Origin of the sequence: Agrobacterium sp. ST15.13.015 (genome assembly GCF_027871645.1) — a bacterium.
In the GTDB taxonomy this organism is placed as follows: domain Bacteria; phylum Pseudomonadota; class Alphaproteobacteria; order Rhizobiales; family Rhizobiaceae; genus Agrobacterium; species Agrobacterium leguminum.
Genome location: NZ_JAQAHF010000001.1, coordinates 15579 through 38158, shown reverse-complemented (window position 1 = coordinate 38158; position 22580 = coordinate 15579). Strand labels below are relative to the sequence as shown.

Here is a 22580-nt window from a genome sequence, read left to right as displayed (position 1 = left end):
GGCTTGGCTTGCATTTGCTTTCGATATTGCCGATATGTGGCCCCGGGAGGTTGGTGGTGGACGAGCCACTCGCCAACCGGGTCAGGTCCGGAAGGAAGCAGCCCTAACGAGCCCGGCACGGGTCGCCGTGCCAGCCTCCCACCTTTTTTAAAAGACGTGCTCAGCTTTCGCCGGGCCAGTTCAGCGCCCCAAGACAACTGGCAAAACAAACTGGCGAGGCAATGAGCGACACCGTACCCACCACATCCAGCGAATCCCAGGTCGGGACCGGCTACCGGGTACTGGCGCGCAAATATCGCCCCAAGGATTTTTCCGATCTGATGGTCGGCCAGGAGCCGATGGTCCGCACGCTGACCAATGCCTTCGAGACGGGGCGTATCGCGCAGGCCTATATGCTGACCGGCGTTCGCGGCGTGGGCAAGACGACCACGGCCCGCATTCTCGCCCGCGCGCTGAACTACAAGACCGACACCATCGACAAGCCGACCATCGACCTGCGCATTCCCGGTGAACATTGCCAGGCGATCATGGAAGGCCGGCATGTCGACGTGATCGAGATGGACGCCGCCTCCCATACCGGTATCGACGATATTCGCGAGATCATCGAACAGGTGCGTTACCGCCCGGTTTCGGCGCGCTACAAGGTCTATATCATCGACGAAGTGCACATGCTCTCGACGCAGGCTTTCAACGGTCTTCTTAAGACCTTGGAAGAGCCGCCGGAGCATGTGAAATTCATCTTCGCAACCACCGAAATCCGCAAGGTTCCTATCACCGTTCTGTCGCGGTGCCAGCGCTTCGATCTGCGTCGCATCAGCGCCGCCGATCTGGTCGGCCTGTTCACCGCCATTGCCGGCAAGGAAGGTTTCGAGGCCGACCCGCAGGCGCTTTCGATGATCGCCCGCGCTGCCGAAGGCTCCGCTCGTGACGGCCTTTCCCTGCTCGATCAGGCCATTGCCCATGGCGGCGGGCGCGTGGAAGCCGAAGCGGTGCGGGGCATGCTCGGCCTTGCCGACCGGGCGCGCATCGTCGATCTTTTTCAGCATGTCGTCAAAGGCGATGTCGCAGCCGCCCTTTCGGAGTTCAACGGGCAATATGAGGCAGGCGCAAACCCCGTTGTCGTATTGAACGATCTTGCCGATTTCACCCATCTCGTCACCCGCATGAAATATGTGCCTGACGCAGCGGAAGATCCCTCGCTTTCCGAGATCGAGCGCGTGCGGGGCGCGGAATTTGCCGAGACGATTGCGGTAACCGCGCTTTCGCGCATCTGGCAGATGCTGCTGAAGGGCATTCCGGAAACAGAAAATGCTTCGCGCCCGGCGGGTGCGGCCGAAATGGTGCTGATCCGGCTTTCGCACGCCGCCAATCTGCCCGCACCTGAAGATGCCGCGCGGCGCTTGGCGGAGCTTTCGACGGGTGACGGCGGTTACGCCAATGGCGGACCTTCGGGTGGCGGCAATGGCGGCGGTGCGCGCGCCTATTCGTCGGGACAGGCCGTGGCCGCGGGAAGACCTGTCGATCTTCCCGCCCAGCGCCAGGCGACGCCGCAGACCTCCGCCGTGCTGCGCGCCGTTCCGGATAGCCGCCCGCAGGAGATGCAGGTCGCGGCACCGAAAACCGAAGAACGGCCGGAGCCGAAGGTTCCCGTTACTTCGGTGCAGGATATTGCCGATCTGTGCCAGAAGAACCGCGATCCCGTCATGCGGGCGAAGGTGCGCAACTTTGTGCGGCTGGTGCGGCTGGAACCCGGCCGGCTTGATATGCGCCTCGGCGAAGGCGCGCCCGGATCGCTTCCCGGCGAACTCGGCGTCAAGCTCAAGGAATGGACCGGTATCCACTGGATCATCAGCCTCAGCAAGGAACAGGGCGAGCCAACCCTTGTCGAGGCCGAAGGCAACGCCCGGGATGCCCGTCTTGTCGATGCGCGTCAGGATCCTGACGTTGCCGCCATTCTGGCGCAGTTTCCCGGCGCAAAGATCACCGACGTGCGCATCCGTGCCGCCGCACAGGATGAGGCGGAAGAAATCGCGCCGCCGTCGGTTGCCGAATCGAGCGAAGGCGACATCCTTCCCGGCGACGACATCGAGTTTTAAACAAAAAGAACAGGAGATTGGCACATGCGTGACATCATGGGCATGATGGGCAAGGTCAAGGAAATGCAGTCCAAGATGGAAAAGGTGCAGGAAGAAATCGCCGCCCTTGAAGTCGAAGGCAGGGCTGGCGGCGGCCTCGTGACCGTCATTCTCAACGGCAAGGGGGAAATGCGCGGCCTGAAAATCGATCCTTCGCTGTTCAAGGAAGACGAGGTGGAAATCCTCGAAGACCTGATCGTGGCTGCTCACAAGGACGCCAAGGAAAAGGGCGAAGCGCAGGCGCAGGAAAAGATGGCGGGCCTGACCGCCGGCCTGCCGCTGCCGCCCGGCATGAAGTTCCCATTCTGATATAATCCGATCGAAGAGGATGGCGTGATGCACGCCGTCCTCGCGTCTGAAAAGGGTCTAGGCTTCCAGCATCGCGCGGAACCGGCTTGCAAGCGGCGTTTCGAGATAGGCTGCGCGTTCAGTCATATCGAGCTGCATGGGGCGGAAGCGCTGGAGAATAGTCGGTATCGGCAGTTTCGTTCCCTGATAGGGTGCGAAGGCAATATCCTCCCCGGCGGCGAGCATTCCACCCCTCAGCACCCGGCAATAAAAACCCGGCTGGCCCGCCTGCCGGAAGCGCGGCGCGAAGTCCGGATCGCCGATGCGGGCCGACAGGGTGGCGCAGGGAATGCGGGCGGCGGTTACCTCCAGCACGACTTCGCTGGCCGAGAACCTGTCGCCGACATGGAGTTTCGCGCTGTCCACCCCCTCCAGCACGAGGTTTTCGCCGAAAAATCCGGGTTCGACGACAAAACCCAGCGTGCGTGACCAGAAATCGAGATCGACGGACCCCATGACGTAAATCGCCTGATCCGGACCGCCGTGATGTTTGCGATTGCAGACGGCGTCGCTGACGATACCTTCGGCATCCACCATGACCGGGCCCTGCACGGCATGTTTGAAGATTCCCGTCTTCGCCGTCTTTCCCGGCAGGCTTTTTGCCTCGCCCCGGCATACCGCCCTGATTTTCATGGACTGCCCTTTGCGCTTCATGATTCCCGTTTCCCGATTTATGCAGTAGAAAGCGCTCATGGCAAAACGAGTCACCGGTCCCGAAATCGAAAAACTGATCCAGCTTCTGGCAAAAGTGCCGGGGCTTGGGCCCCGTTCGGCGCGGCGGGCGGCGTTGCATCTGATCAAGAAGAAGGAACAGCTTCTCGGGCCGCTGGGTCATGCCATGGGCGAGGCCTATGACAAGGTGAAGATCTGCTCCTGCTGCGGCAATGTCGATACGATCGATCCCTGCACCGTCTGCACTGACGACCGGCGCGACCAGTCGGTCATCATCGTGGTGGAAGACGTGTCGGATCTTTGGGCGCTGGAGCGGACGGGTGCGATGAACACCGCCTATCACGTGCTGGGCGGCACGCTGTCGCCGCTCGACGGCGTCGGGCCGGAGGATTTGAATATCAAGGGCCTGATCGACCGTGTCAGCGCCGGCGGTATCCGCGAGCTTATCATCGCCGTCAATGCGACGGTGGAGGGGCAGGCAACCGCCCACTACATCACCGACCGCCTTTCCGGTCTGGACATCAAGATCACCCGGCTTGCGCATGGCGTGCCGGTGGGCGGTGAGCTCGATTATCTCGACGAAGGCACATTGACGGCGGCGCTTCGGGCGCGCACGACGATCTGAAGTCACCCTCCCTCCCCGTTATTCAAAGAGGAGACCGAATGCGAAACCATTTTGCCCTGAAGGCACTGGCTGCACTTCTTTCCGTTTTTTCAGCCACGCCGTCCTTGGCGCAATCGGCACCGACAGGAGCAGCGGCAGCCCGATATGACGCTGAATTTAATACCTGGCTGAAAAAGGAAATCTGGCCGGAAGCCCGCAAGGCCGGCATTTCGCAAAAGACGCTTGAAGCTACGCTCAGCGGTCTGTCCATCAGCTGGAACCTGCCTGATCTCCTCATTCCCGGTCAGAAGCCGCCGAAGGAACAGAGCCAGAGTCAGGCGGAATTCTCCTCGCCGGGCGCCTATTTCTCGGAAAAACGGCTGCAGGGGCTGGCCGGCACCGGCCGCTCGCTTGCCGCCACCCATGCGGCGACGCTGCGCAGGATCGAGGCGAAATATGGCGTGCCCGGCGATATCATCGTTGCGATCTGGGGCCGCGAATCCGGCTTCGGCCGGGCAAAATTGCCGCATTCCGTGGTCGATGTTCTGGCCACGAAAGCCTATATGTCAACCCGCAAGGAGATGTTCCGCGCCGAGCTGATCGATGCGCTGAAGATCGTCGAAAGCGGCGATATCGCAGCTTCGCGCATGATGGGCTCCTGGGCCGGCGCGCTCGGCCAGCCGCAATTCATGCCGTCGAGCTATCTCAAATATGCCGTGGATTTCGACGGCGACGGCCATCGCGATATCTGGAACTCCGTGCCGGATGCGCTGGCATCCATAGCGAACTATCTTTCCCAGCGCGGCTGGCAGCGCAATCGCGACTGGGGTTTCGAAGTTGCGATCCCGGCCAATGTCTCCTGCGCGCAGGAAGGCCCTGATCTTGCCCGGCCGGTGGCCGACTGGGCGAAGATGGGCATTACCCGCATTTCCGGAAAAGCTTTCCCGGCCAATGACCTATCCGCCGATGGCATGATGCTGGTGCCGGCCGGGCGGCACGGGCCGGAATTTGTGGTGACACCGAATTTCTACGTCATCAAGGAATATAATAATTCCGATCTCTACGCGCTCTTCATTGGCAATCTCGCCGACCGCATCGCCCATGGGGCGGGCCCGTTCAAGGGTGAATGGGGCAATGTCGGGTCGATGCTGCGCTCCGATGTTCTCGCCATGCAGAAGGCGCTCGTGGCCAAGGGCTACGATGTCGGCAAGGCGGACGGGCTGGCCGGTTTCAAGACGCGTCGCTCACTCGGCGATTGGCAGGCTAAAAACGGCTTGGCCCCAACGTGTTTTCCAGACGCCACGCTGAAGACGAAGCTGAAGTAGCGGTTGCTGGCGACGTGTGAAAACCTCTCCTCCGTCATGCTCGGGTCTGTCCCGAGCATCTGCAACCGATTGATTTAACGATAGGTGTTTGGATCCTCGGGACAGGCCCGAGGATGACGGGAAGTGTGTGGGAAGGGCATCGCACTCACTTAACCATCGCCTCTCAATGCTGGTCGGTATGGGGCTTGTGAAAGATATCGTCGGTCGGCGGAATGGTCTGCCGCTCGATCATCCGGTGCACCCTTGGCCGCGTCTTGCCGCGGTGAAGCTCCAGTAGCCGGTCCCAGGCCTCCGCATCCGCCTGGGTGCGGCGGTGGTTGTGGCGGACATATTCCACCCATGTCGGCACATGGTAACTTTCGGTCCAGATGTCGGGGTTTTCCAGATCGCGCATCAGGTTCCAGTTGCGGGCACCGTCCCGGATGCGGATACGGCGACGCTCGGCCATCAGCGGCAGGAATTCGCCGAGATCCTCGTCATGGATTTCATAGTCGATGAGGATGGCGATCGGGCCGCTGCGCGGCTTGATATCCAGCCTCAGCGGCGGTTCCACGAAGCGGTTGAGCGGATCGAGGTTGAGCGAAGCAAAGGCCGGCATGGCGAGCTTGAGACCGACGACGACGCCAAGCAACATCAGCACGCACGAACAGAGCAGCGAATAGGAAATGCCGTAATCTTCCGCCAGCTCGCCCCACAGCCAGCTACCGACCGCAATGCCGCCGAAGGTGAGCGTCTGGTAGAGCGAGAGCGCCCGGCCAACCACCCAGCGCGGGGTGGAGAGCTGGACGATGGTGTTGAAGAGCGATAGCGCCAGAACCCAGCAGGCACCGGCAACGGTGAGCACCAGCGACGTGACGATCGCGCTGGTGCTCACCGCCGTTACGCCAGCGCTGAAGGCGAAGCCTAGAAATGCGACGCGCACGATCCATTCGCTGGACAGCACCTCGCGCAATCTGGCGCTGATCAGGGCACCGCCAATGGCACCGACGCCGAATGCACCCAGCATGACGCCGTAGGTCAGAGGGCCGCCTTCGACCAGATCGCGGGCGACGATGGGCATCAAGGCAAGGATGGCGCTGGCGGAAAGGCCGAAAAGGAAGCCCCGCACCAGCACCTTGCCGATATTGGGCGACATCGCCACATAACGCATGCCGGACGAAATGGCGGCCAGAAGCTGCTCCCGCGGCAGGGTCGAGGCATATTTGGGCGGCTGCCAGCGAAACAGGGCGTAGATCAGCGTGAAATAACTCAGCGCATTCACGAAAAATGCGGCAGCGGCGCCGGCGGCCGCGACGATGATGCCGCCGATGGCCGGGCCGACGCTGCGGGTGATGTTGAAGCCAACGCTGTTCAGCGTCACGGCGGCTGGCAGATCCTCGCGAGGCACCATTTCGCCGACGGAGGCCTGCCAGGAAGGATTGTTGAGCGCGGTGCCGCAGCCGATCATGAAGGTGAAGAAGAGCAGAAGCCACGGCGTGAGCCAGCCGGACCAGGCAAAGACCGTCAGCAACACGGAGGCCGTCAGCATCAGAAGCTGCGCCGAAATCATGATGCGGCGGCGGTCGAAACTATCGGCCAGCGCGCCTGAAATCAGCGAGAACAGCATGATCGGCAAAGAGGTGGAGGCCTGCACCAGCGCGATCATGTTTTCGGAACTCGAAAGCGAGGTCATCATCCACGCGGCGCCCACCGCCTGGATCAGTCCGCCGAAATTCGAGGCAAGGCTGGCGATCCAGATTCGTCTGTAAGTCAAATGCCTTAAAGGCGCGAGTGGCGATTTACGGTCAGGCACGCTCTGTCCACTTGATGCAACTGCGATTTGTCAAACGGCAACTATAGACAGTGCCGGCGATCATGCCAGCCTTTCCGACATGGTAAGGGTGAAAATGTGACGGAAGCGGTACCCAAAGCGGAAGAGCCCGCTAAAACCTTGCAATCCCGCCCCGATGGGTCTATATGACCCCTGAAATTCTTGATCGCTTGATGAAGAGTGGGGCCGCGAGGCTCCGCTCTTTTTCGTTAGGCGAACCGGAAACGACGGGCAGAAGGCCCGGTGAACATCAAAGACCGGAAGGCCAGATGGCAGACACCGCACATGAACCGCGACTGATAACCGAAACGGGCATCGACCAGCGTATCGCCGAGATCATCGAGCCTGTTTTGACGGGTATGGGATATCTTCTGGTGCGCGTGCGGCTCTCCAACCAGAACGGCATGACGCTTCAGATCATGGCCGAGCGCGAAGACGGCACCATGACCGTCGAGGACTGCGAAGCCGTCTCCATGGCGATTTCACCGGTTCTTGATGTGGAAGATCCGGTCGATAAAGCGTATCATCTCGAAGTTTCCTCGCCCGGCATCGACCGGCCGATGGTTCGCAAATCGGATTTCACCCGCTGGCAGGGTCATCTGGTGAAGGTCGAAACCTCCATTCTGGTCGAGAACCGCAAGCGGTTTCGCGGCAAGATCGTCGAGGTCAATGCGGACGGCTTCAAGCTGGAACGCGACCAGATCGCCTATGGCGAGGAACCGGCAGTCATCATTCCGTTCAGCGCGCTTTCGGATGCGAAGCTCATTCTGACGGACGATCTTATTCGTGATGCGCTGCGGGCAGACAAGGCGGCCAAGGCCGCCGCCGCAAACCAGAACGACGAAAACGAAGCAGACGAAGACTAATTCCAACGTAAAGCCCGGAAACAAGGGCGAACCCCGCAATCATGCGACTTACGGAGATAGAAAAATGGCAGTGAGTGCTAACCGGCTTGAGCTTCTGCAGATCGCCGATGCTGTGGCGCGCGAAAAGGTCATCGACCGCGAAATCGTGCTTGCCGCAATGGCCGACGCTATCCAGAAAGCCGCCCGCTCGCGCTATGGTTCGGAAACCAACATCCGCGCCGACATCAACTCCAAGACCGGCGAAATCCGCCTGCAGCGTCTTCTGGAAGTTGTCGAGGCCGCCGAGGATTATTCGACCCAGATCCCGCTGGAGCTTGCCCGCGACCGCAACCCGGATGCCAAGCTCGGCGACTTCATTGCCGACCCGCTGCCGCCGATGGATTTCGGCCGTATCGCCGCCCAGTCCGCCAAGCAGGTCATCGTGCAGAAGGTGCGCGAAGCCGAGCGTGACCGCCAGTATGACGAGTTCAAGGACCGCATCGGCGAAATCGTCAACGGCACCGTCAAGCGCGTTGAATATGGCAATGTCATCGTCGATCTCGGCCGTGGCGAAGGCATCATCCGTCGTGACGAGATGATCCCGCGGGAAAACATGCGTTACGGCGACCGCGTGCGCGCTTACGTCTACGACGTTCGCCGCGAACAGCGTGGCCCGCAGATTTTCCTGTCGCGTACCCATCCGCAGTTCATGGTGAAGCTCTTCACCATGGAAGTTCCGGAAATCTACGACGGCATCATCCAGATCAAGTCGGTTGCCCGTGACCCCGGTTCGCGCGCCAAGATCGCCGTCATCTCCAACGACTCGTCGATCGATCCGGTCGGCGCCTGCGTCGGTATGCGCGGTTCGCGCGTTCAGGCCGTTGTCGGCGAACTCCAGGGCGAAAAGATCGATATCATTCCGTGGAGCCAGGAACCGGCCTCCTTCATCGTCAACGCCCTGCAGCCGGCGGAAGTCGCCAAGGTCGTTCTGGATGAAGAATCCGAGCGCATCGAAGTGGTGGTTCCGGATGAGCAGCTGTCGCTCGCCATCGGCCGTCGCGGCCAGAACGTGCGTCTGGCATCGCAGCTGACCGGCTGGGATATCGACATCATGACCGAACAGGAAGAATCCGAGCGCCGCCAGAAGGAATTCAACGAGCGCACGGCCCTGTTCATGGAAGCGCTCGACGTCGACGAGATGGTCGGTCAGGTTCTGGCCTCCGAAGGCTTCGCGCAAGTCGAAGAACTGGCCTATGTCGATCTCGACGAAATTTCCTCGATCGACGGTTTCGATGAAGACACCGCCGATGAAATCCAGACCCGCGCCCGCGAATATCTGGAGCGCCTGGAAGCCGAAATGGACGCCAAGCGCAAGGAGCTCGGCGTTTCCGACGAGCTGCGCCAGATCGACGGCCTGACCTCGCAGATGATGGTTGCGCTCGGCGAAGACGGCATCAAGACCATCGAGGATTTTGCCGGCTGTGCAGCGGACGATCTCGTTGGCTGGAGCGAGCGCAAGGATGGCGAGACCAAGAAGTTCGAAGGCATCTTCTCCAAGCTCGATGTTTCGCGCGTCGAAGCCGAGAACATGGTGGTGCAGGCCCGTCTTCTGGCAGGCTGGATCACCGCCGAAGAGCTCGCTTCCGAACAGGAAGCCGATGCGGAAGCTGCCGAGGAGGCGGATACCGCCGAGCAGGAATGACATCGCAGGCGCATGAGCCGGACGATCTGCCCGAGACTGACGATGACGGGCGGATCAAGGGCGACGTCAACGGACGTATGTGCATTGTGACACGGCAGAGCGGATCGCCGGATGAGCTGATCCGCTTCGTCGCAGGCCCGGACGGCAACGTCGTTCCGGACCTGAAACGCCAATTGCCGGGGCGCGGTTGCTGGGTAACACCCGAGCGCGCCCTGATCGAGAAAGCCATCGCGAAGAAGCTCTTCGCACGGGCTCTCAAACGCGACGTCAAAGCCGGGCCGGAGCTTCTTGCTCTTCTCGACCGGCTGATGGCGCAGCAGCTTGCAGGCATGATGAACATGGCGCGCAAGGCGGGCCAGTTCATCAGCGGCGCGATGAAAGTCGACGCCGCCGTCCGTTCGGGGAATGCGATTGCCGTGTTCCACGCGACCGATGCTGCGGCAGACGGCGTGAGAAAACTGGACCAGGCCCGCAAGGCCTGGGCGCTCGGCAGCGATGCCGGCAATGAAATTCCGTCCTTCCGGCTCTTCAGCGGCGCCGAAATGGACGAGTTGATGGGCCAGAATGCTTTTATCCATGCCTGCGCGCTTGCAGGGCAGGCGGGTGAGGGTGTAGTGAAGCGCGCAACGATGCTTGAGCGGTACCGCCTTGGCGGCCAATCTCAGGCGGAACGCGACGCTGCCCGGACAGAACAATGACGCGGTTGCCCGATATGAACGGTCGCCGCGTTCCGATGCAGCAATTGAACGACGAGACCTGATGAACGTCATCCGGTTCTCGTCCGAAGGAACGGGAACGGAATGACCGACAACAACGACGACAAGACACTTAACGCACAGCCTAAGAAGACTCTCACCCTCAAGCCGGGCGGGATGAATCAGGGCACCGTGCGGCAGGATATGGGTCGAGGTCGCACGAACGCGGTTGTCGTGGAAACACGCAAGCGCCGCCCCATGCGTCCTGAAGACGAGAAGCAGGTTCATTCGGTTGCAGCGCCCGCTCCGAAGCCGGCCGCTCCTGCCCCCGCGGCAGCACCGCGTCCGCAGGCGCCGCAGCAGCGCATCCACCAGCCCAGCGGCCAGCAGCAGCGTCCGGGTTCCTCCCAGCCGCAGCAGCGTCCCGGCGCGTCCGCACCGCAGCAGCGCCAGCCTGAGCGTCCGCGCGGCAACGTCCTGCACGACCTTTCGGCAGGCGAGATGGAAGCCCGCCGCCGCGCGCTGATGGAAGCACAGGCCCGCGACGTGATCGAAGCCAAGCAGCGCGCCGAAGACGAAGCGCGCCGCAAGGTGGAAGAAGAGCGCCGCATCGCCGCCGAAAAGGAAGAGGCCGCACGCCGTGCCGTCGAAGAGGCCGCAGCCGCCAAGCTGGCCGCGAGCCAGCCCGCCGTGGAAGCAAAGTCGGAACCGGTCGATGAAAAGCCGGCTGCCGCCGCCCAGCCGGCGCCGCGCGCCGAGGCTCGTCCTCAGCCCTCCGCTGCCGCCCCTTCTCGCGCAACTCCCGAAACCGCTGCTCCGCGCGGACGTCGTACCGATGGCGACGACGAGGACGATCGCGGTGCACGCCGTGGCAACCTGCCGGTTCGTGGCAAGGTCGCCGCGCCTGCACCGGCAAAGCCGGCTGCACGCCTGAAGACGGAAGAAGAACGCCGTCGCGGCAAGCTGACCGTCACCTCGTCCAATCTGGATGAAGACGGCACGCCGCGCGGACGCTCCATGGCATCCATGCGCCGCCGCCAGGAGAAATTCCGCCGCAGCCAGATGCAGGAGACCCGTGAAAAGGTCATGCGCGAAGTGATCCTGCCGGAAACCATCACCATTCAGGAACTGTCGCAGCGCATGTCCGAACGCGCCGTCGACGTCATCAAGTTCCTGATGAAGGAAGGCCAGATGATGAAGCCGGGCGACGTGATCGACGCCGATCTGGCGGAACTGATCGCCGTCGAATTCGGCCACACCGTCAAGCGCGTTTCTGAATCCGACGTGGAAGAAGGCATCTTCAACCAGGCAGACGACGAAGGCGAAATGCTGCCGCGTCCGCCGGTTGTCACGATCATGGGCCACGTCGACCACGGCAAGACCTCGCTGCTCGACGCCATTCGTCAGGCGAATGTGGTTGCGGGCGAAGCCGGTGGCATCACCCAGCATATCGGTGCGTATCAGGTCGAAAAGAACGGCCAGAAGATCACCTTCATCGATACCCCCGGCCACGCCGCCTTTACGGCCATGCGTGCCCGCGGTGCGCAGGCGACGGATATCGCCGTTCTGGTGGTCGCCGCTGACGACAGCGTGATGCCGCAGACAATCGAGTCCATCAACCATGCCAAGGCAGCCGGTGTTCCGATCGTCGTTGCGATCAACAAGATCGACAAGCACGAGGCAAACCCCGAAAAGGTTCGCCAGCAGCTTCTGCAGCACGAAGTCTTCGTGGAATCCATGGGCGGTGAAGTGCTTGACGTGGAAGTTTCCGCCAAGAAACAGCTCGGTCTCGACAAACTGCTTGAAGCGATCCTGCTGCAGGCGGAAATTCTCGACCTCAAGGCAGACCCGAACCGTACCGCAGAAGGTACCGTCATCGAAGCGGAACTGGACCGCGGCCGTGGTGCCGTCGCTACAGTTCTCGTGCAGAAGGGTACGCTGAAGCCTGGTCAGATCATCGTCGCCGGCGATCAGTGGGGCCGTGTGCGCGCCCTCGTCAACGACAAGGGCGAACACGTCAAGGAAGCCGGTCCGGCCATGCCTGTCGAGATTCTCGGTCTTTCCGGCACGCCATCTGCAGGTGACCGTTTCGCGGTTGTCGAAAACGAAAGCCGTGCTCGCGAGATTTCCGAGTACCGCCAGCGTCTGGCACGCGACAAGGCTGTCGCACGTCAGACCGGCCAGCGCGGTTCGCTGGAACAGATGATGAGCCAGCTGCAGACTTCGGGAATGAAGGAATTCCCGCTGGTCATCAAGGCAGACGTGCAGGGTTCGGTCGAAGCCATTATCGCTTCGCTCGACAAGCTCGGCACCGACGAAGTCCGCGCTCGTATCGTTCACTCGGGCGCTGGCGCCATCACGGAATCGGATATCTCGCTTGCCGAGGCATCCAACGCCGCGATCATCGGCTTCAACGTTCGCGCCAACGCACAGGCACGTACGGCTTCCGAACGCGCCGGCATCGAGATCCGCTACTACAACATCATCTACGATCTGGTGGATGACGTGAAGGCAGCGATGTCGGGCCTGCTTTCGCCGGAGCGTCGCGAGACCTTCCTCGGCAACGCGGAAATCCTCGAGGTGTTCAACATCACCAAGGTCGGCAAGGTCGCGGGTTGCCGCGTCGTCGAAGGCAAGGTGGAGCGTGGTGCGGGTGTGCGTCTGGTACGCGACAACGTCGTCATCCACGAAGGCAAGCTCAAGACCCTCAAGCGCTTCAAGGACGAAGTGGCAGAAGTACCGGTCGGTCAGGAATGCGGTATGGCCTTCGAAAACTACGAAGACATCCGCGCCGGCGACACCATCGAGTGCTTCCGCGTCGAACACATCACGAGAACGCTCTAAAGCATTCCCAGGAAAAGTGGACCCCGGTTTTCCGTCCGGAAATGCGATTAGAACAAAGAGCGTTCTCGCCGCAAAACAGGAATTTACTGTCGGGCGCCGGCTTACCGGCGCTCGCTCCGTTTGAGGCATAACCAATGGCAAAAGCTACATCATCGGCCCCTTCGCAACGCATGCTGCGCGTCGGCGAACAGGTGCGCGCCGCACTGACCCAGATTCTCCAGCGCGGTGAAGTCCGCGACGATCTGATCGAAAGCACCGTCATTTCCATTTCGGAAGTGCGCATGTCGCCCGATCTGAAGATCGCCACCGCCTACGTGACGCCGCTCGGCGTTGCCGACCACACCGATATCATCACCGCGCTCAACCGCCATGCAAAATACATGCGCGGCCGTCTCGGCCCGCAGCTTCGGCAGATGAAATACATGCCGGAACTACGTTTCCGCGATGATACGAGTTTCGACAATTACCAGAAGATCGACGCGCTTCTGCGCTCGCCCGAAGTACAGCGCGATCTTGGACCTTCGAACGAAAAAGACGACGAACAGAACTGAAGCATGTCCAAACCACGCAAACAGCAGAACCGCAAACCCAAGGGCCGCCCGATTTCCGGTTGGCTCATTCTCGACAAGCCGCTGGATTTCGGCTCAACCGAGGCCGTTTCCAAGATCAAATGGCTGTTCAACGCCCAGAAGGCCGGCCATGCCGGCACGCTCGATCCGCTCGCTTCCGGAATGCTGCCGATCGCGCTTGGCGATGCCACCAAAACCGTGCCCTACGTGATGGACGGCCGGAAAATCTACGAGTTTACCGTCACCTGGGGCGAGCAACGCTCGACTGACGATCTTGAAGGCGAGGTGGTCGATTCCTCCGAGCAGCGCCCGGACGAACAGGCAATCCGCGATCTTCTGCCTAATTATACCGGCGTTATCATGCAGACGCCGCCGCAATTTTCGGCCATCAAGATCGCTGGAGAGCGCGCCTACGATCTGGCGCGCGACGGCGAGACGGTGGAAATTCCCGCGCGCGAGGTGGAAATCCATCGCCTGACGCTGCTTGCCTGTCCGGACGCCGATACCGCGCATTTCGAAGTGGAATGCGGCAAGGGTACTTATGTGCGGGCGCTGGCGCGCGACATGGGCCGCGATCTCGGCTGTTTAGGCCATATTTCGGAACTGCGCCGCACCATGGTCGCCCCCTTCGGCGAAGACATGATGGTGCCGCTCGAAACCTTGAGGGCACTGGAAGCCGTGGAGGATCGCGACGAGCGACTGGAGGCGCTGGATGCCTTCCTGATCGACACGGCCGAGGCGCTTTCCGCCCTTCCCCGCCTCATCATCAACGATGACCAGGCGCACCGGCTGAAGATGGGCAACCCCATCCTGCTGCGCGGGCGCGATGCACCGGCCAACCATCCGGAAGCCTATGCCACCGCGCATGGCAAGCTCGTCGCCATCGGCGAAATCGGCGAAGGCGAATTCCGGCCGAAGCGTGTTTTCGGCTAAGTCAAGGCTCGAGAGGGGCTGTCAATCGCCTCTTTCAATTGCACCCGGAATAGTTTATAGGCAGCGCCAGCTTGGGCTTTGCCTATGCTGCTGAATGGCCAGAGCTGGACGACATCCCGGCTTTAGGCGTCCCATTTTTCCTTAAAACAGAAAGGATCGTCCGATGTCGATTACTGCAGAGCGCAAAGCCGCCCTCATCAAGGAATATGCCACGAAGGAAGGCGACACCGGTTCGCCGGAAGTTCAGGTCGCAATCCTGACCGAGCGGATCAACAACCTGACCGGTCACTTCAAGGACCACAAGAAGGACAACCACTCCCGTCGTGGCCTTCTGACGCTGGTTTCGAGCCGTCGTTCGCTTCTCGACTATCTGAAGAAGAAGGACGAAGCCCGTTACACCAAGCTGATCGGTGCTCTCGGCATTCGCCGCTAATAACTTATCCGGCGGGTTTCGCAACGATGCCCGCCGGTTTTTATATCCGGTCTTTTGAGGCCGCATGAATTTCCGGGCGTTCGCCGCTGATGTGGCCCCCGGACGATAAGGGTGACCCGGATGGGCCGGCGCCGCCTTTTTCAACCGCAGACCTGTCATGGGGCAGGATTGCCGGATGCTTGCTTTTCGAAGCCTCCCGCTGTCTTGCCCGTGATTGAGTCACAGCGCTGCTTCCGCCGGCACGATGCCGGAGCGGCAGCCACAACCAAGGACAAGATATGTTCAATCAACACTCCGTGGAAATCGAATGGGCAGGCCGCCCGCTGAAGCTCGAGACCGGCAAGGTTGCCCGTCAGGCTGACGGCGCCGTCATCGCAACCTACGGCGAGACGATGGTTCTCGCGACCGTGGTTTCCGCAAAGTCTCCGAAGCCCGGCCAGGACTTCTTCCCGCTGACAGTCAACTATCAGGAAAAGACCTACGCAGCCGGCAAGATCCCCGGTGGTTACTTCAAGCGCGAAGGCCGTCCGAGCGAAAACGAAACGCTGGTTTCGCGCCTGATCGACCGTCCGATCCGCCCGCTTTTCCCGGAAGGCTACAAGAACGACACGCAGGTCGTCGTCACCGTCATCCAGCACGATCTGGAAAACAACCCGGACGTCCTGTCGATGGTTGCGGCTTCCGCAGCGCTGACGCTCTCTGGCGTTCCCTTCATGGGACCGGTTGGCGGCGCGCGCGTTGGCTACATCAACGGTGAGTATGTTCTTAACCCGCATCTGGACGAAATGGACGAGTCTGTTCTCGACCTCGTCGTTGCCGGTACGCAGGACGCCGTTTTGATGGTTGAGTCCGAGGCCAAGGAACTCAACGAAGAAATCATGCTCGGTGCCGTCATGTTCGGTCATCGCGGCTTCCAGCCGGTTATCGACGCGATCATCAAGCTCGCCGAAGTTGCCGCCAAGGAACCGCGCGAATTCGAACCGGAAGATTTCTCCGCGCTTGAAAACGAAATGCTGGCGCTCGCCGAAGCCGAACTGCGCGATGCCTACAAGATCACCGAAAAGGCAGCCCGCTACGCCGCCGTCGACGCCGTTAAGGCAAAGGTGAAGGCCCACTTCCTGCCGGAAGAAGGCGAAGCCAAGTACACGCCGGAAGAAATCGGCGCTGTCTTCAAGCACCTTCAGGCAAAAATCGTTCGCTGGAACGTTCTCGACACCAAGAGCCGTATCGATGGCCGCGACCTGTCGACCGTTCGTCCGATCACCTCGGAAGTCGGCCTGCTGCCGCGCACCCACGGTTCGGCGCTGTTCACCCGCGGTGAAACCCAGGCGATCGTTGTCGCGACCCTCGGCACCGGCGAAGACGAACAGTATGTCGACAGCCTCACCGGCATGTACAAGGAACGCTTCCTGCTGCATTACAACTTCCCGCCCTACTCTGTCGGCGAAACAGGCCGCATGGGTTCCCCGGGCCGTCGCGAAATCGGTCACGGCAAGCTCGCATGGCGCGCTATTCGCCCGATGCTGCCGACTGCGGAACAGTTCCCCTACACGCTGCGCGTCGTTTCCGAAATCACCGAGTCCAACGGCTCCTCGTCGATGGCAACGGTTTGCGGCACATCGCTCGCACTGATGGACGCCGGCGTTCCGCTGGCCAAGCCGGTTGCCGGTATCGCCATGGGCCTCATCCTCGAAGGCGAGCGCTTTGCGGTTCTCTCCGATATTCTCGGTGACGAAGATCACCTCGGCGACATGGACTTCAAGGTTGCGGGTACGGCCGACGGCATCACCTCGCTGCAGATGGACATCAAGATCGCCGGTATCACCGAAGAGATCATGAAGATCGCTCTGGAGCAGGCACAGGGTGGCCGCAAGCACATCCTCGGCGAAATGGCCAATGCCATCACCGAGAGCCGCAGCCAGCTCGGCGAATTCGCACCGCGCATCGAAGTGATGAACATTCCGGTCGACAAGATCCGTGAAGTCATCGGTTCCGGCGGCAAGGTCATTCGCGAAATCGTCGAAAAGACCGGTGCCAAGATCAACATCGAAGACGACGGCACCGTTAAGATCGCTTCTTCTTCCGGCAAGGAAATCGAAGCGGCCCGCAAGTGGATCCACTCCATCGTTGCGGAACCGGAAGTCGGCCAGATTTACGAAGGCACGGTTGTGAAGACCGCTGACTTCGGCGCTTTCGTCAACTTCTTCGGTGCCCGTGACGGCCTCGTCCATATCTCGCAGCTCGCTTCCGAGCGCGTCGCCAAGACCTCTGACGTCGTCAAGGAAGGCGACAAGGTCTGGGTGAAGCTGATGGGCTTCGACGAGCGTGGCAAGGTTCGCCTGTCCATGAAGGTTGTCGACCAGGCAACCGGCAAGGAAGTCGCTGCCGACAAGAAGAAGGAAGACGGCGAAGCCGCTGCCGAATAAGGCCGCGCCGCCAGACCCTATCGAGGCGCGGGTTTTGCCCGCGCCTTTTTTCTATTCGACCTTAAGGATGCTCCCATGAGCCGTGACGCCGTGAAAACCCTTTTCCATCCCTTTGCCTCGGACATGCTTTCCATGCCGAAAGAGGGCGAACGCGTTCTGTTTCTGGGAGCGGAAGCCGGTCCCCGGCTTGACGGTTTTGACGCGGAGATCGTCGCGGTTCAGCATCTACGGCCGCTTTATCGTGCTCTGCAGGCTCAGGGTGCGGAAGTGACACCGGATATTTCGGGCGAGAATTACGATGCGGCGCTGCTGCTTTGCGGCAAACATCGCGGCGAGAATGAAAACCGCGTCGCCGAAGCGCTGTCACGCGTGAAGGCCGGAGGCCTGATCGTCGCGGCCGGATCGAAGGAAGACGGCATCGTGACGCTGCGCAAGACGCTGGCAAAGCTTGGCATCGAGGCGGAATCCACGCCGAAGTATCACGGCGTCGCCCTCTGGTTCAAACGGCCGGACGATATTGCGTCTGCCGTGTCGAAGCTCGCCCAGAAGCCGGTGACGGTCGAAGGCCGCTTCACCGCCCTGCCCGGCATGTTCTCCCATGACCGCGTGGACGACGGCTCGGAACTGCTCGCATCGCGCCTGCCCACAGATTTTGACGGCAATGCCGCCGATTTCGGTGCCGGCTGGGGTTATCTCTCCGTCATGCTGGCCGAGAAATCGCCGCGCACGGCCCGTATCGATCTGTTCGAGGCGGACTGGAATGCGCTGGAATTCGCCAAAACCAATCTTCTCGAAAACAATCCGAGGCTGACGGCGCGCTTCTTCTGGCAGGACCTGGCAAACGAGCCGCCGAAGGAAAAATACGACCTCATCATCATGAACCCGCCTTTCCATGCGGCGGGGCAGGCAGCAGAACCTGCCCTCGGCCAGGCCTTCATCAAGGCTGCCGCCGGCGCGCTGCGCAGCGGCGGCAAGCTGCTGATGGTCGCCAATCGCGGCATGCCCTATGAGCCGGTGCTCGCGGCGGAATTCCGCACCAGCACTGAGGTGTGCCGCAATGCCCGCTTCAAGATTCTGAGCGCCCAGAAATAATCAACTCGGCAGAAATCAACTCAGCAGCCATGCCCATAGCGACACGGAGAGAACGCCGGTCGCTGTGGAAATGCTGATGGTGGAAGCGGCCACGCTGTGGCCGATGCCGAAGCGGTTTGCGATAAGCCAGGCATTGACCCCAGTCGGCACCGAAGAGGTAAGCACGAGCGCCGCAGTCCATTCCCGGCTGAGACCGAGCGCATGACCCATTGCCCAAACGCAGGCGGGCAGCAGCAGCAGCTTGAACACCGTCATGGTGACGGCAATGCCCATATTGCCTCGGATGGTATATTTCGTCAGCGCCATGCCGAGCGAAATAAGTGCTGCCGGCCCCGCCATGGAGGCGATCTGATCGACCACGGTTTTCAGGATGGGCGTCAGCGCCACGCCGGAAACATTGGTCGAAAGCCCGATGACAAGGCCGATCACCAGCGGATTGGTGACGAGATTGCGGCCCACTTGCTTGAACACCGCCGCCATGCTTCGCTTTTCCCCGCCGACCGCCTTGTGCGTGGCGTTTTCCATCAGGATCGTACCCGCGATCATCATCACAGGTAGATGGATGGCGAGCAGGATGGAGAGAGCGACCAGCCCCTCATCCCCCACGGACCGCCCGACCAGCGGCAGGCCGATGAAGATATTGTTCGCAAAGGCCGAGGAAATGCCGGCGATAACGGCGATGCGGACATCCTGCTTGAAGACATAACGGGTGACGATATGCCCGACCGTCCAGGTGATGGCCACGCCAGCGAAATAGGTGATCCAGAGCCGGAAGGGCGAAGCACCGTGAAAATTCGCTTCCGCAAGTGTGCGGAAGATCAAGGTCGGCACGGCGATCTTGAACACGAAATCGCTGAGGATATCGCCGGCATCGGCCCTGAACAGACCAGCCTTGACGGTGAGCCAGCCGATCAGGATGAGAATGAAAATCGGGGCGACATTCGCGGCAACGGCAGACATGGAGGGAAAGCTTTCGCGGCTTTGCGGGAGATACTCCGCTTTAGAGCCTTTTCCACGGGAATGGAATCGCGAAAACGCTCCCACTCTTTGTTTTCGCCACATCGCGTCCAAGAAAGACAAAACTCGTGAGCCGCTTTGGGCAGAAAGCGCGTCTTGGCCCGTAAAATTCGCAAGGCCGAACGTTGCCCAAAAAGAAAAAGCGGGGTCTCCCCCGCCTTTTATGTCCGTTATATGCCGCCAGTACATCCGTGGCGGAGATAACGGTTGAGCAAGAAGACCATGATGTCTTCCATTCCGGTATGCATTCACACACCTTTTGCTCTGACAAATGAAATAGCTTAACCACATTACAGGCAGATGACGCGTTTTCGCTCCTCGCGGAGAACGGCATATTTTCTGTTTGGGCTTTTCTTGCCGCCAGAAATGTTTAAGACCTTTCGAAAAATACGCACACCCCGTGCGAAACGGATAGGGCCTATGACGAAATTCGACGTACTGACTGTCGGCAATGCCATCGTCGACATCATTTCCCGCTGCGACGATCGCTTCCTCAACGACAATGCCATTACCAAAGGCGCGATGAACCTCATCGATGCGGAACGGGCCGAGTTGCTTTACTCGCTGATGGGACCGGCTCTCGAAGCCTCCGGCGGCAGCGCTGGTAACACGGCGGCGGGTGTGGCCAATTTCGGCGGCAAGGCCGCCTATTTCGGCAAGGTGGCACAAGACCAGCTCGGCGAAATCTTCCAGCACGATATCCGCGCGCAGGGCGTCTATTTCGAAACCAAGCCGGAAGGCACCTTCCCGCCGACTGCGCGTTCGATGATCTTCGTGACCGAAGATGGTGAGCGTTCGATGAACACCTATCTCGGCGCCTGCGTCGATCTCGGTCCTGAAGACGTGGAAGAAGACGTGGTGGCGGATACGAAAGTCACCTACTTCGAGGGTTACCTTTGGGACCCGCCGCGCGCCAAGGACGCCATTCGCGAATGCGCCCGCATTGCCCATGAAAACGGCCGCGAAGTCTCCATGACGCTTTCCGACAGCTTCTGCGTTGGCCGCTATCGCGACGAATTCCTCGACCTGATGCGTTCCGGTACTGTGGACATTGTTTTCGCCAACAAGCAGGAAGCGCTTTCGCTTTACGAAACCGACGATTTCGAGCTTGCGCTGACCAAAATCGCAGCCGACTGCAAGATCGCAGCGGTGACGATGAGCGAGGAAGGCGCCGTCATCCTGCGCGGCACGGAACGTGTGAAGGTTGAAGCCTATCCGGTGCATGATGTGGTGGACACCACGGGCGCCGGCGATCTTTTCGCTGCGGGCTTCCTGTTCGGTTATACGCAGGACCGGTCGCTCGAAGATTGCGGCAAGCTCGGCTGCCTTGCCGCTGCCGCCGTCATTCAGCAGGTTGGCCCGCGCCCGATGTCATCGCTCAAGGCGCTTGGCGAGAAGCACGGCCTTATTTAAAGGCTTCACCGGGGTAAGCACCCCAGATTTCGCCCTGCGAAACCCAGCCCGAGGCCTGGCCGGCCTCGGCGCGGCACCAGTCGCCATTGCATTCACCGATCCTGAAGACGACGCCCGGCTCAAGCCGAGCAACGACGGAAGCGCCTGACTGCGCCTCACGGCGCATGTTCACATAAACTTCCTTACCCTTGCCACGCATCCAAGGAGCAGCAACGGCCGTGCGCTCACCGGAAAGCAGAGCCTGGTTGACCCAGCCTTCCGTGCCGTCGGCATCGCGGATGCGCCGCCAGTTTTCATATTCCTGAATGATTTCCACCGGCATTCCCGATTTCAGATACATCCATGACACGGCATAATCCGTGCTCGGTCCGATGCGCATGTTGACGCGCTTGGATTTCAGGCTGACAAAACGCGGGAGCGGCAGGCCGCTTGCGCCTTTGGCGGCACCCTGCGCCATGGCGTCGGTTGCCGCACCGAGGAGGCCCAGAGACAATGCAATGCAAACGATAGAAACCACACTGCGCATGCCCATTTCCGTTTCCCGCCTTCTGCAAACCGGATGATATTTAAGGAGGCTCGTTTCCACATGCCTCAAGCTTCAGCGAGTTTTGTTTGTCTTCGCCGGTGGGTCTGGTAGAAACGCCCTGATTGAAAGAAATTATCGCTCTTTCTGGTTAATGACTTCTGAACAAGGCAGCGGCAAACGATGACCCACAAGAAGAGACCGACAGTCTATATCACCCGCAAATTGCCTGACGTCGTTGAAACCAGAATGCGCGAACTCTTCGATGCCGAACTGAATATCGACGATACCCCGCGCAGCGAGGCGGAGCTTGTCGCCGCCATGCGAAGGGTGGACGTGCTCGTGCCGACCGTCACCGACCGCATCACCGCCGCGATGATCGAGCAGGCAGGGCCGCAACTGAAGCTGATCGCCAGCTTTTCCAACGGCATCGACCATGTGGATGTGGATGCGGCGGCCCGAAAGGGCATTACCGTCACCAATACGCCCAATGTACTGACCGAGGACAGCGCCGATATCACCATGGCGCTGGTGCTCGCCGTGCCGCGCCGTATGATCGAAGGTACAAGGGTGCTCGCCAATGGCGCGGACGAATGGCTGGGCTGGTCGCCGACCTGGATGCTCGGGCGGCGCATTTCCGGCAAGCGCATCGGCATTGTCGGCATGGGCCGCATCGGAACGGCGGTGGCGCGGCGCGCCAAGGCCTTCGGCCTTTCCATTCATTATCACAACCGCAAACGCGTCAATCCAGCGACGGAAGCGGAGCTTGAGGCGACCTATTGGGACAGCCTTGACCAGATGCTGGCACGGGTGGATATCGTCTCCGTCAATTGCCCTTCGACGCCCGCAACCTATCACCTGATTTCAGCGCGGCGGCTGGCGCTGATGCAGCCGACCAGCTACATCGTCAATACCGCACGCGGCGATATCATCGACGAGGCGGCGATGATCCAGTGCCTGCGCGAAGGCAAAATCGCCGGCGCCGGTCTCGATGTCTATGAGAATGAGCCTGCGGTGAACCCCAAGCTCATCAAGCTCGCCAAGGAAGGCAAGGTCGTGCTGCTTCCGCATATGGGCTCTGCGACGATTGAGGGCCGTATCGAAATGGGCGATAAGGTCATCATCAACATCCGCACGCTGTTCGACGGCCACCGTCCGCCAAACCGGGTGCTGCCGGGGCGGAACTGAGCTGGT

At 60.8% G+C, this 22580-nt stretch carries 19 protein-coding genes and 1 other RNA gene; 16 read left to right on the top strand and 4 right to left on the bottom strand.

The annotated features are described in order from the left end of the window. Positions 1-45: 45 nt before the first annotated feature. The 3 genes from ffs to PIB16_RS00165 all read left to right on the top strand — a co-directional run bounded on the left by ffs (position 46) and on the right by PIB16_RS00165 (position 2444). Positions 46-142: signal recognition particle sRNA small type (gene ffs, locus PIB16_RS00175), an RNA gene on the top strand. 79 nt (positions 143-221) lie between these two features. Beyond that, entirely contained in the window at positions 222-2096 is a 1875-nt protein-coding gene (locus PIB16_RS00170) for a DNA polymerase III subunit gamma/tau (protein ID WP_065654788.1), read from the top strand. Positions 2097-2120: 24 nt separating this feature from the next. Next, positions 2121-2444 (top strand): YbaB/EbfC family nucleoid-associated protein, encoded by a 324-nt coding sequence (locus PIB16_RS00165; RefSeq protein WP_003507179.1) that lies wholly within the window; start codon positions 2121-2123, stop codon positions 2442-2444. 57 nt (positions 2445-2501) lie between these two features. On the opposite strand, the gene PIB16_RS00160 is transcribed toward PIB16_RS00165, so the two are convergent. Next, a complete protein-coding gene (locus PIB16_RS00160; protein ID WP_271044767.1) occupies positions 2502-3137 on the bottom strand; it encodes an MOSC domain-containing protein in 636 nt (211 codons plus the stop codon). Between the two features lie 37 nt (positions 3138-3174). On the opposite strand from PIB16_RS00160, the gene recR reads away from it, so the two are divergent. Together recR and PIB16_RS00150 are read left to right on the top strand one after the other, a co-directional pair. Continuing rightward, positions 3175-3780, top strand: a complete 606-nt coding sequence (recR, locus tag PIB16_RS00155; RefSeq protein ID WP_003524309.1) for a recombination mediator RecR — start codon at positions 3175-3177, stop codon at positions 3778-3780. Between the two features lie 38 nt (positions 3781-3818). Beyond that, entirely contained in the window at positions 3819-5084 is a 1266-nt protein-coding gene (locus PIB16_RS00150) for a lytic murein transglycosylase (protein WP_271044766.1), read from the top strand. 163 nt (positions 5085-5247) lie between these two features. Here the strand turns inward: PIB16_RS00150 and PIB16_RS00145 are convergent, their stop codons facing one another. Then, complete coding sequence (locus PIB16_RS00145) at positions 5248-6876, bottom strand: MFS transporter (RefSeq protein ID WP_271044765.1); 1629 nt, start codon at positions 6874-6876, stop codon at positions 5248-5250. 287 nt (positions 6877-7163) lie between these two features. Here PIB16_RS00145 and rimP point away from each other — a divergent pair, with 287 nt between their 5' ends. The 9 genes from rimP (at position 7164) to PIB16_RS00100 (ending at position 18433) form a co-directional block, all read left to right on the top strand. After that, positions 7164-7760, top strand: coding sequence for a ribosome maturation factor RimP (gene rimP, locus PIB16_RS00140; RefSeq protein WP_271044764.1), 597 nt, complete (start codon positions 7164-7166; stop codon positions 7758-7760). A gap of 64 nt (positions 7761-7824) precedes the next feature. Further along, positions 7825-9441, top strand: a complete 1617-nt coding sequence (nusA, locus tag PIB16_RS00135) for a transcription termination factor NusA (protein ID WP_003524306.1) — start codon at positions 7825-7827, stop codon at positions 9439-9441. Beyond that, entirely contained in the window at positions 9438-10139 is a 702-nt protein-coding gene (locus tag PIB16_RS00130; protein WP_065656379.1) for an RNA-binding protein, read from the top strand. Before nusA ends, PIB16_RS00130 begins: the two co-directional genes overlap by 4 nt. Before the next feature lie 102 nt (positions 10140-10241). Continuing rightward, complete coding sequence (gene infB, locus PIB16_RS00125) at positions 10242-12980, top strand: translation initiation factor IF-2 (RefSeq protein ID WP_271044763.1); 2739 nt, start codon at positions 10242-10244, stop codon at positions 12978-12980. Positions 12981-13114: 134 nt separating this feature from the next. After that, positions 13115-13531 (top strand): 30S ribosome-binding factor RbfA, encoded by a 417-nt coding sequence (gene rbfA, locus PIB16_RS00120; RefSeq protein ID WP_271044762.1) that lies wholly within the window; start codon positions 13115-13117, stop codon positions 13529-13531. A 3-nt stretch (positions 13532-13534) separates the two neighbouring features. Then, positions 13535-14482, top strand: a complete 948-nt coding sequence (gene truB, locus PIB16_RS00115) for a tRNA pseudouridine(55) synthase TruB (protein ID WP_271044761.1) — start codon at positions 13535-13537, stop codon at positions 14480-14482. Positions 14483-14645: 163 nt separating this feature from the next. After that, positions 14646-14915 carry a 30S ribosomal protein S15 gene (rpsO, locus tag PIB16_RS00110; RefSeq protein ID WP_004439050.1) on the top strand — a complete coding sequence of 90 codons (270 nt, stop codon included), beginning with the start codon at positions 14646-14648 and terminating at the stop codon, positions 14913-14915. Positions 14916-15193: 278 nt separating this feature from the next. Further along, a complete protein-coding gene (gene pnp, locus PIB16_RS00105) occupies positions 15194-17341 on the top strand; it encodes a polyribonucleotide nucleotidyltransferase (RefSeq protein WP_271044760.1) in 2148 nt (715 codons plus the stop codon). Between the two features lie 75 nt (positions 17342-17416). After that, on the top strand, positions 17417-18433 hold the full coding sequence (locus PIB16_RS00100) for a class I SAM-dependent methyltransferase (RefSeq protein WP_271044759.1): 1017 nt from the start codon (positions 17417-17419) through the stop codon (positions 18431-18433). A gap of 15 nt (positions 18434-18448) precedes the next feature. Here the strand turns inward: PIB16_RS00100 and PIB16_RS00095 are convergent, their stop codons facing one another. Then, entirely contained in the window at positions 18449-19393 is a 945-nt protein-coding gene (locus PIB16_RS00095; protein ID WP_065656373.1) for an AEC family transporter, read from the bottom strand. Between the two features lie 477 nt (positions 19394-19870). Between PIB16_RS00095 and PIB16_RS00090 the strand changes: the two genes are divergently transcribed. Then, positions 19871-20863 carry an adenosine kinase gene (locus PIB16_RS00090; RefSeq protein ID WP_065656372.1) on the top strand — a complete coding sequence of 331 codons (993 nt, stop codon included), beginning with the start codon at positions 19871-19873 and terminating at the stop codon, positions 20861-20863. Here PIB16_RS00090 and PIB16_RS00085 read toward each other — a convergent pair. Continuing rightward, the gene (locus PIB16_RS00085) at positions 20856-21389 is read right to left on the bottom strand and encodes an SH3 domain-containing protein (RefSeq protein WP_026363850.1); all 534 of its coding nucleotides are present in this window, start codon (positions 21387-21389) and stop codon (positions 20856-20858) included. The genes PIB16_RS00090 and PIB16_RS00085 overlap by 8 nt on opposite strands. Positions 21390-21569: 180 nt before the next feature. Here PIB16_RS00085 and PIB16_RS00080 point away from each other — a divergent pair, with 180 nt between their 5' ends. Then, on the top strand, positions 21570-22574 hold the full coding sequence (locus PIB16_RS00080) for a 2-hydroxyacid dehydrogenase (RefSeq protein ID WP_065656371.1): 1005 nt from the start codon (positions 21570-21572) through the stop codon (positions 22572-22574). Positions 22575-22580 lie beyond the last annotated feature (6 nt).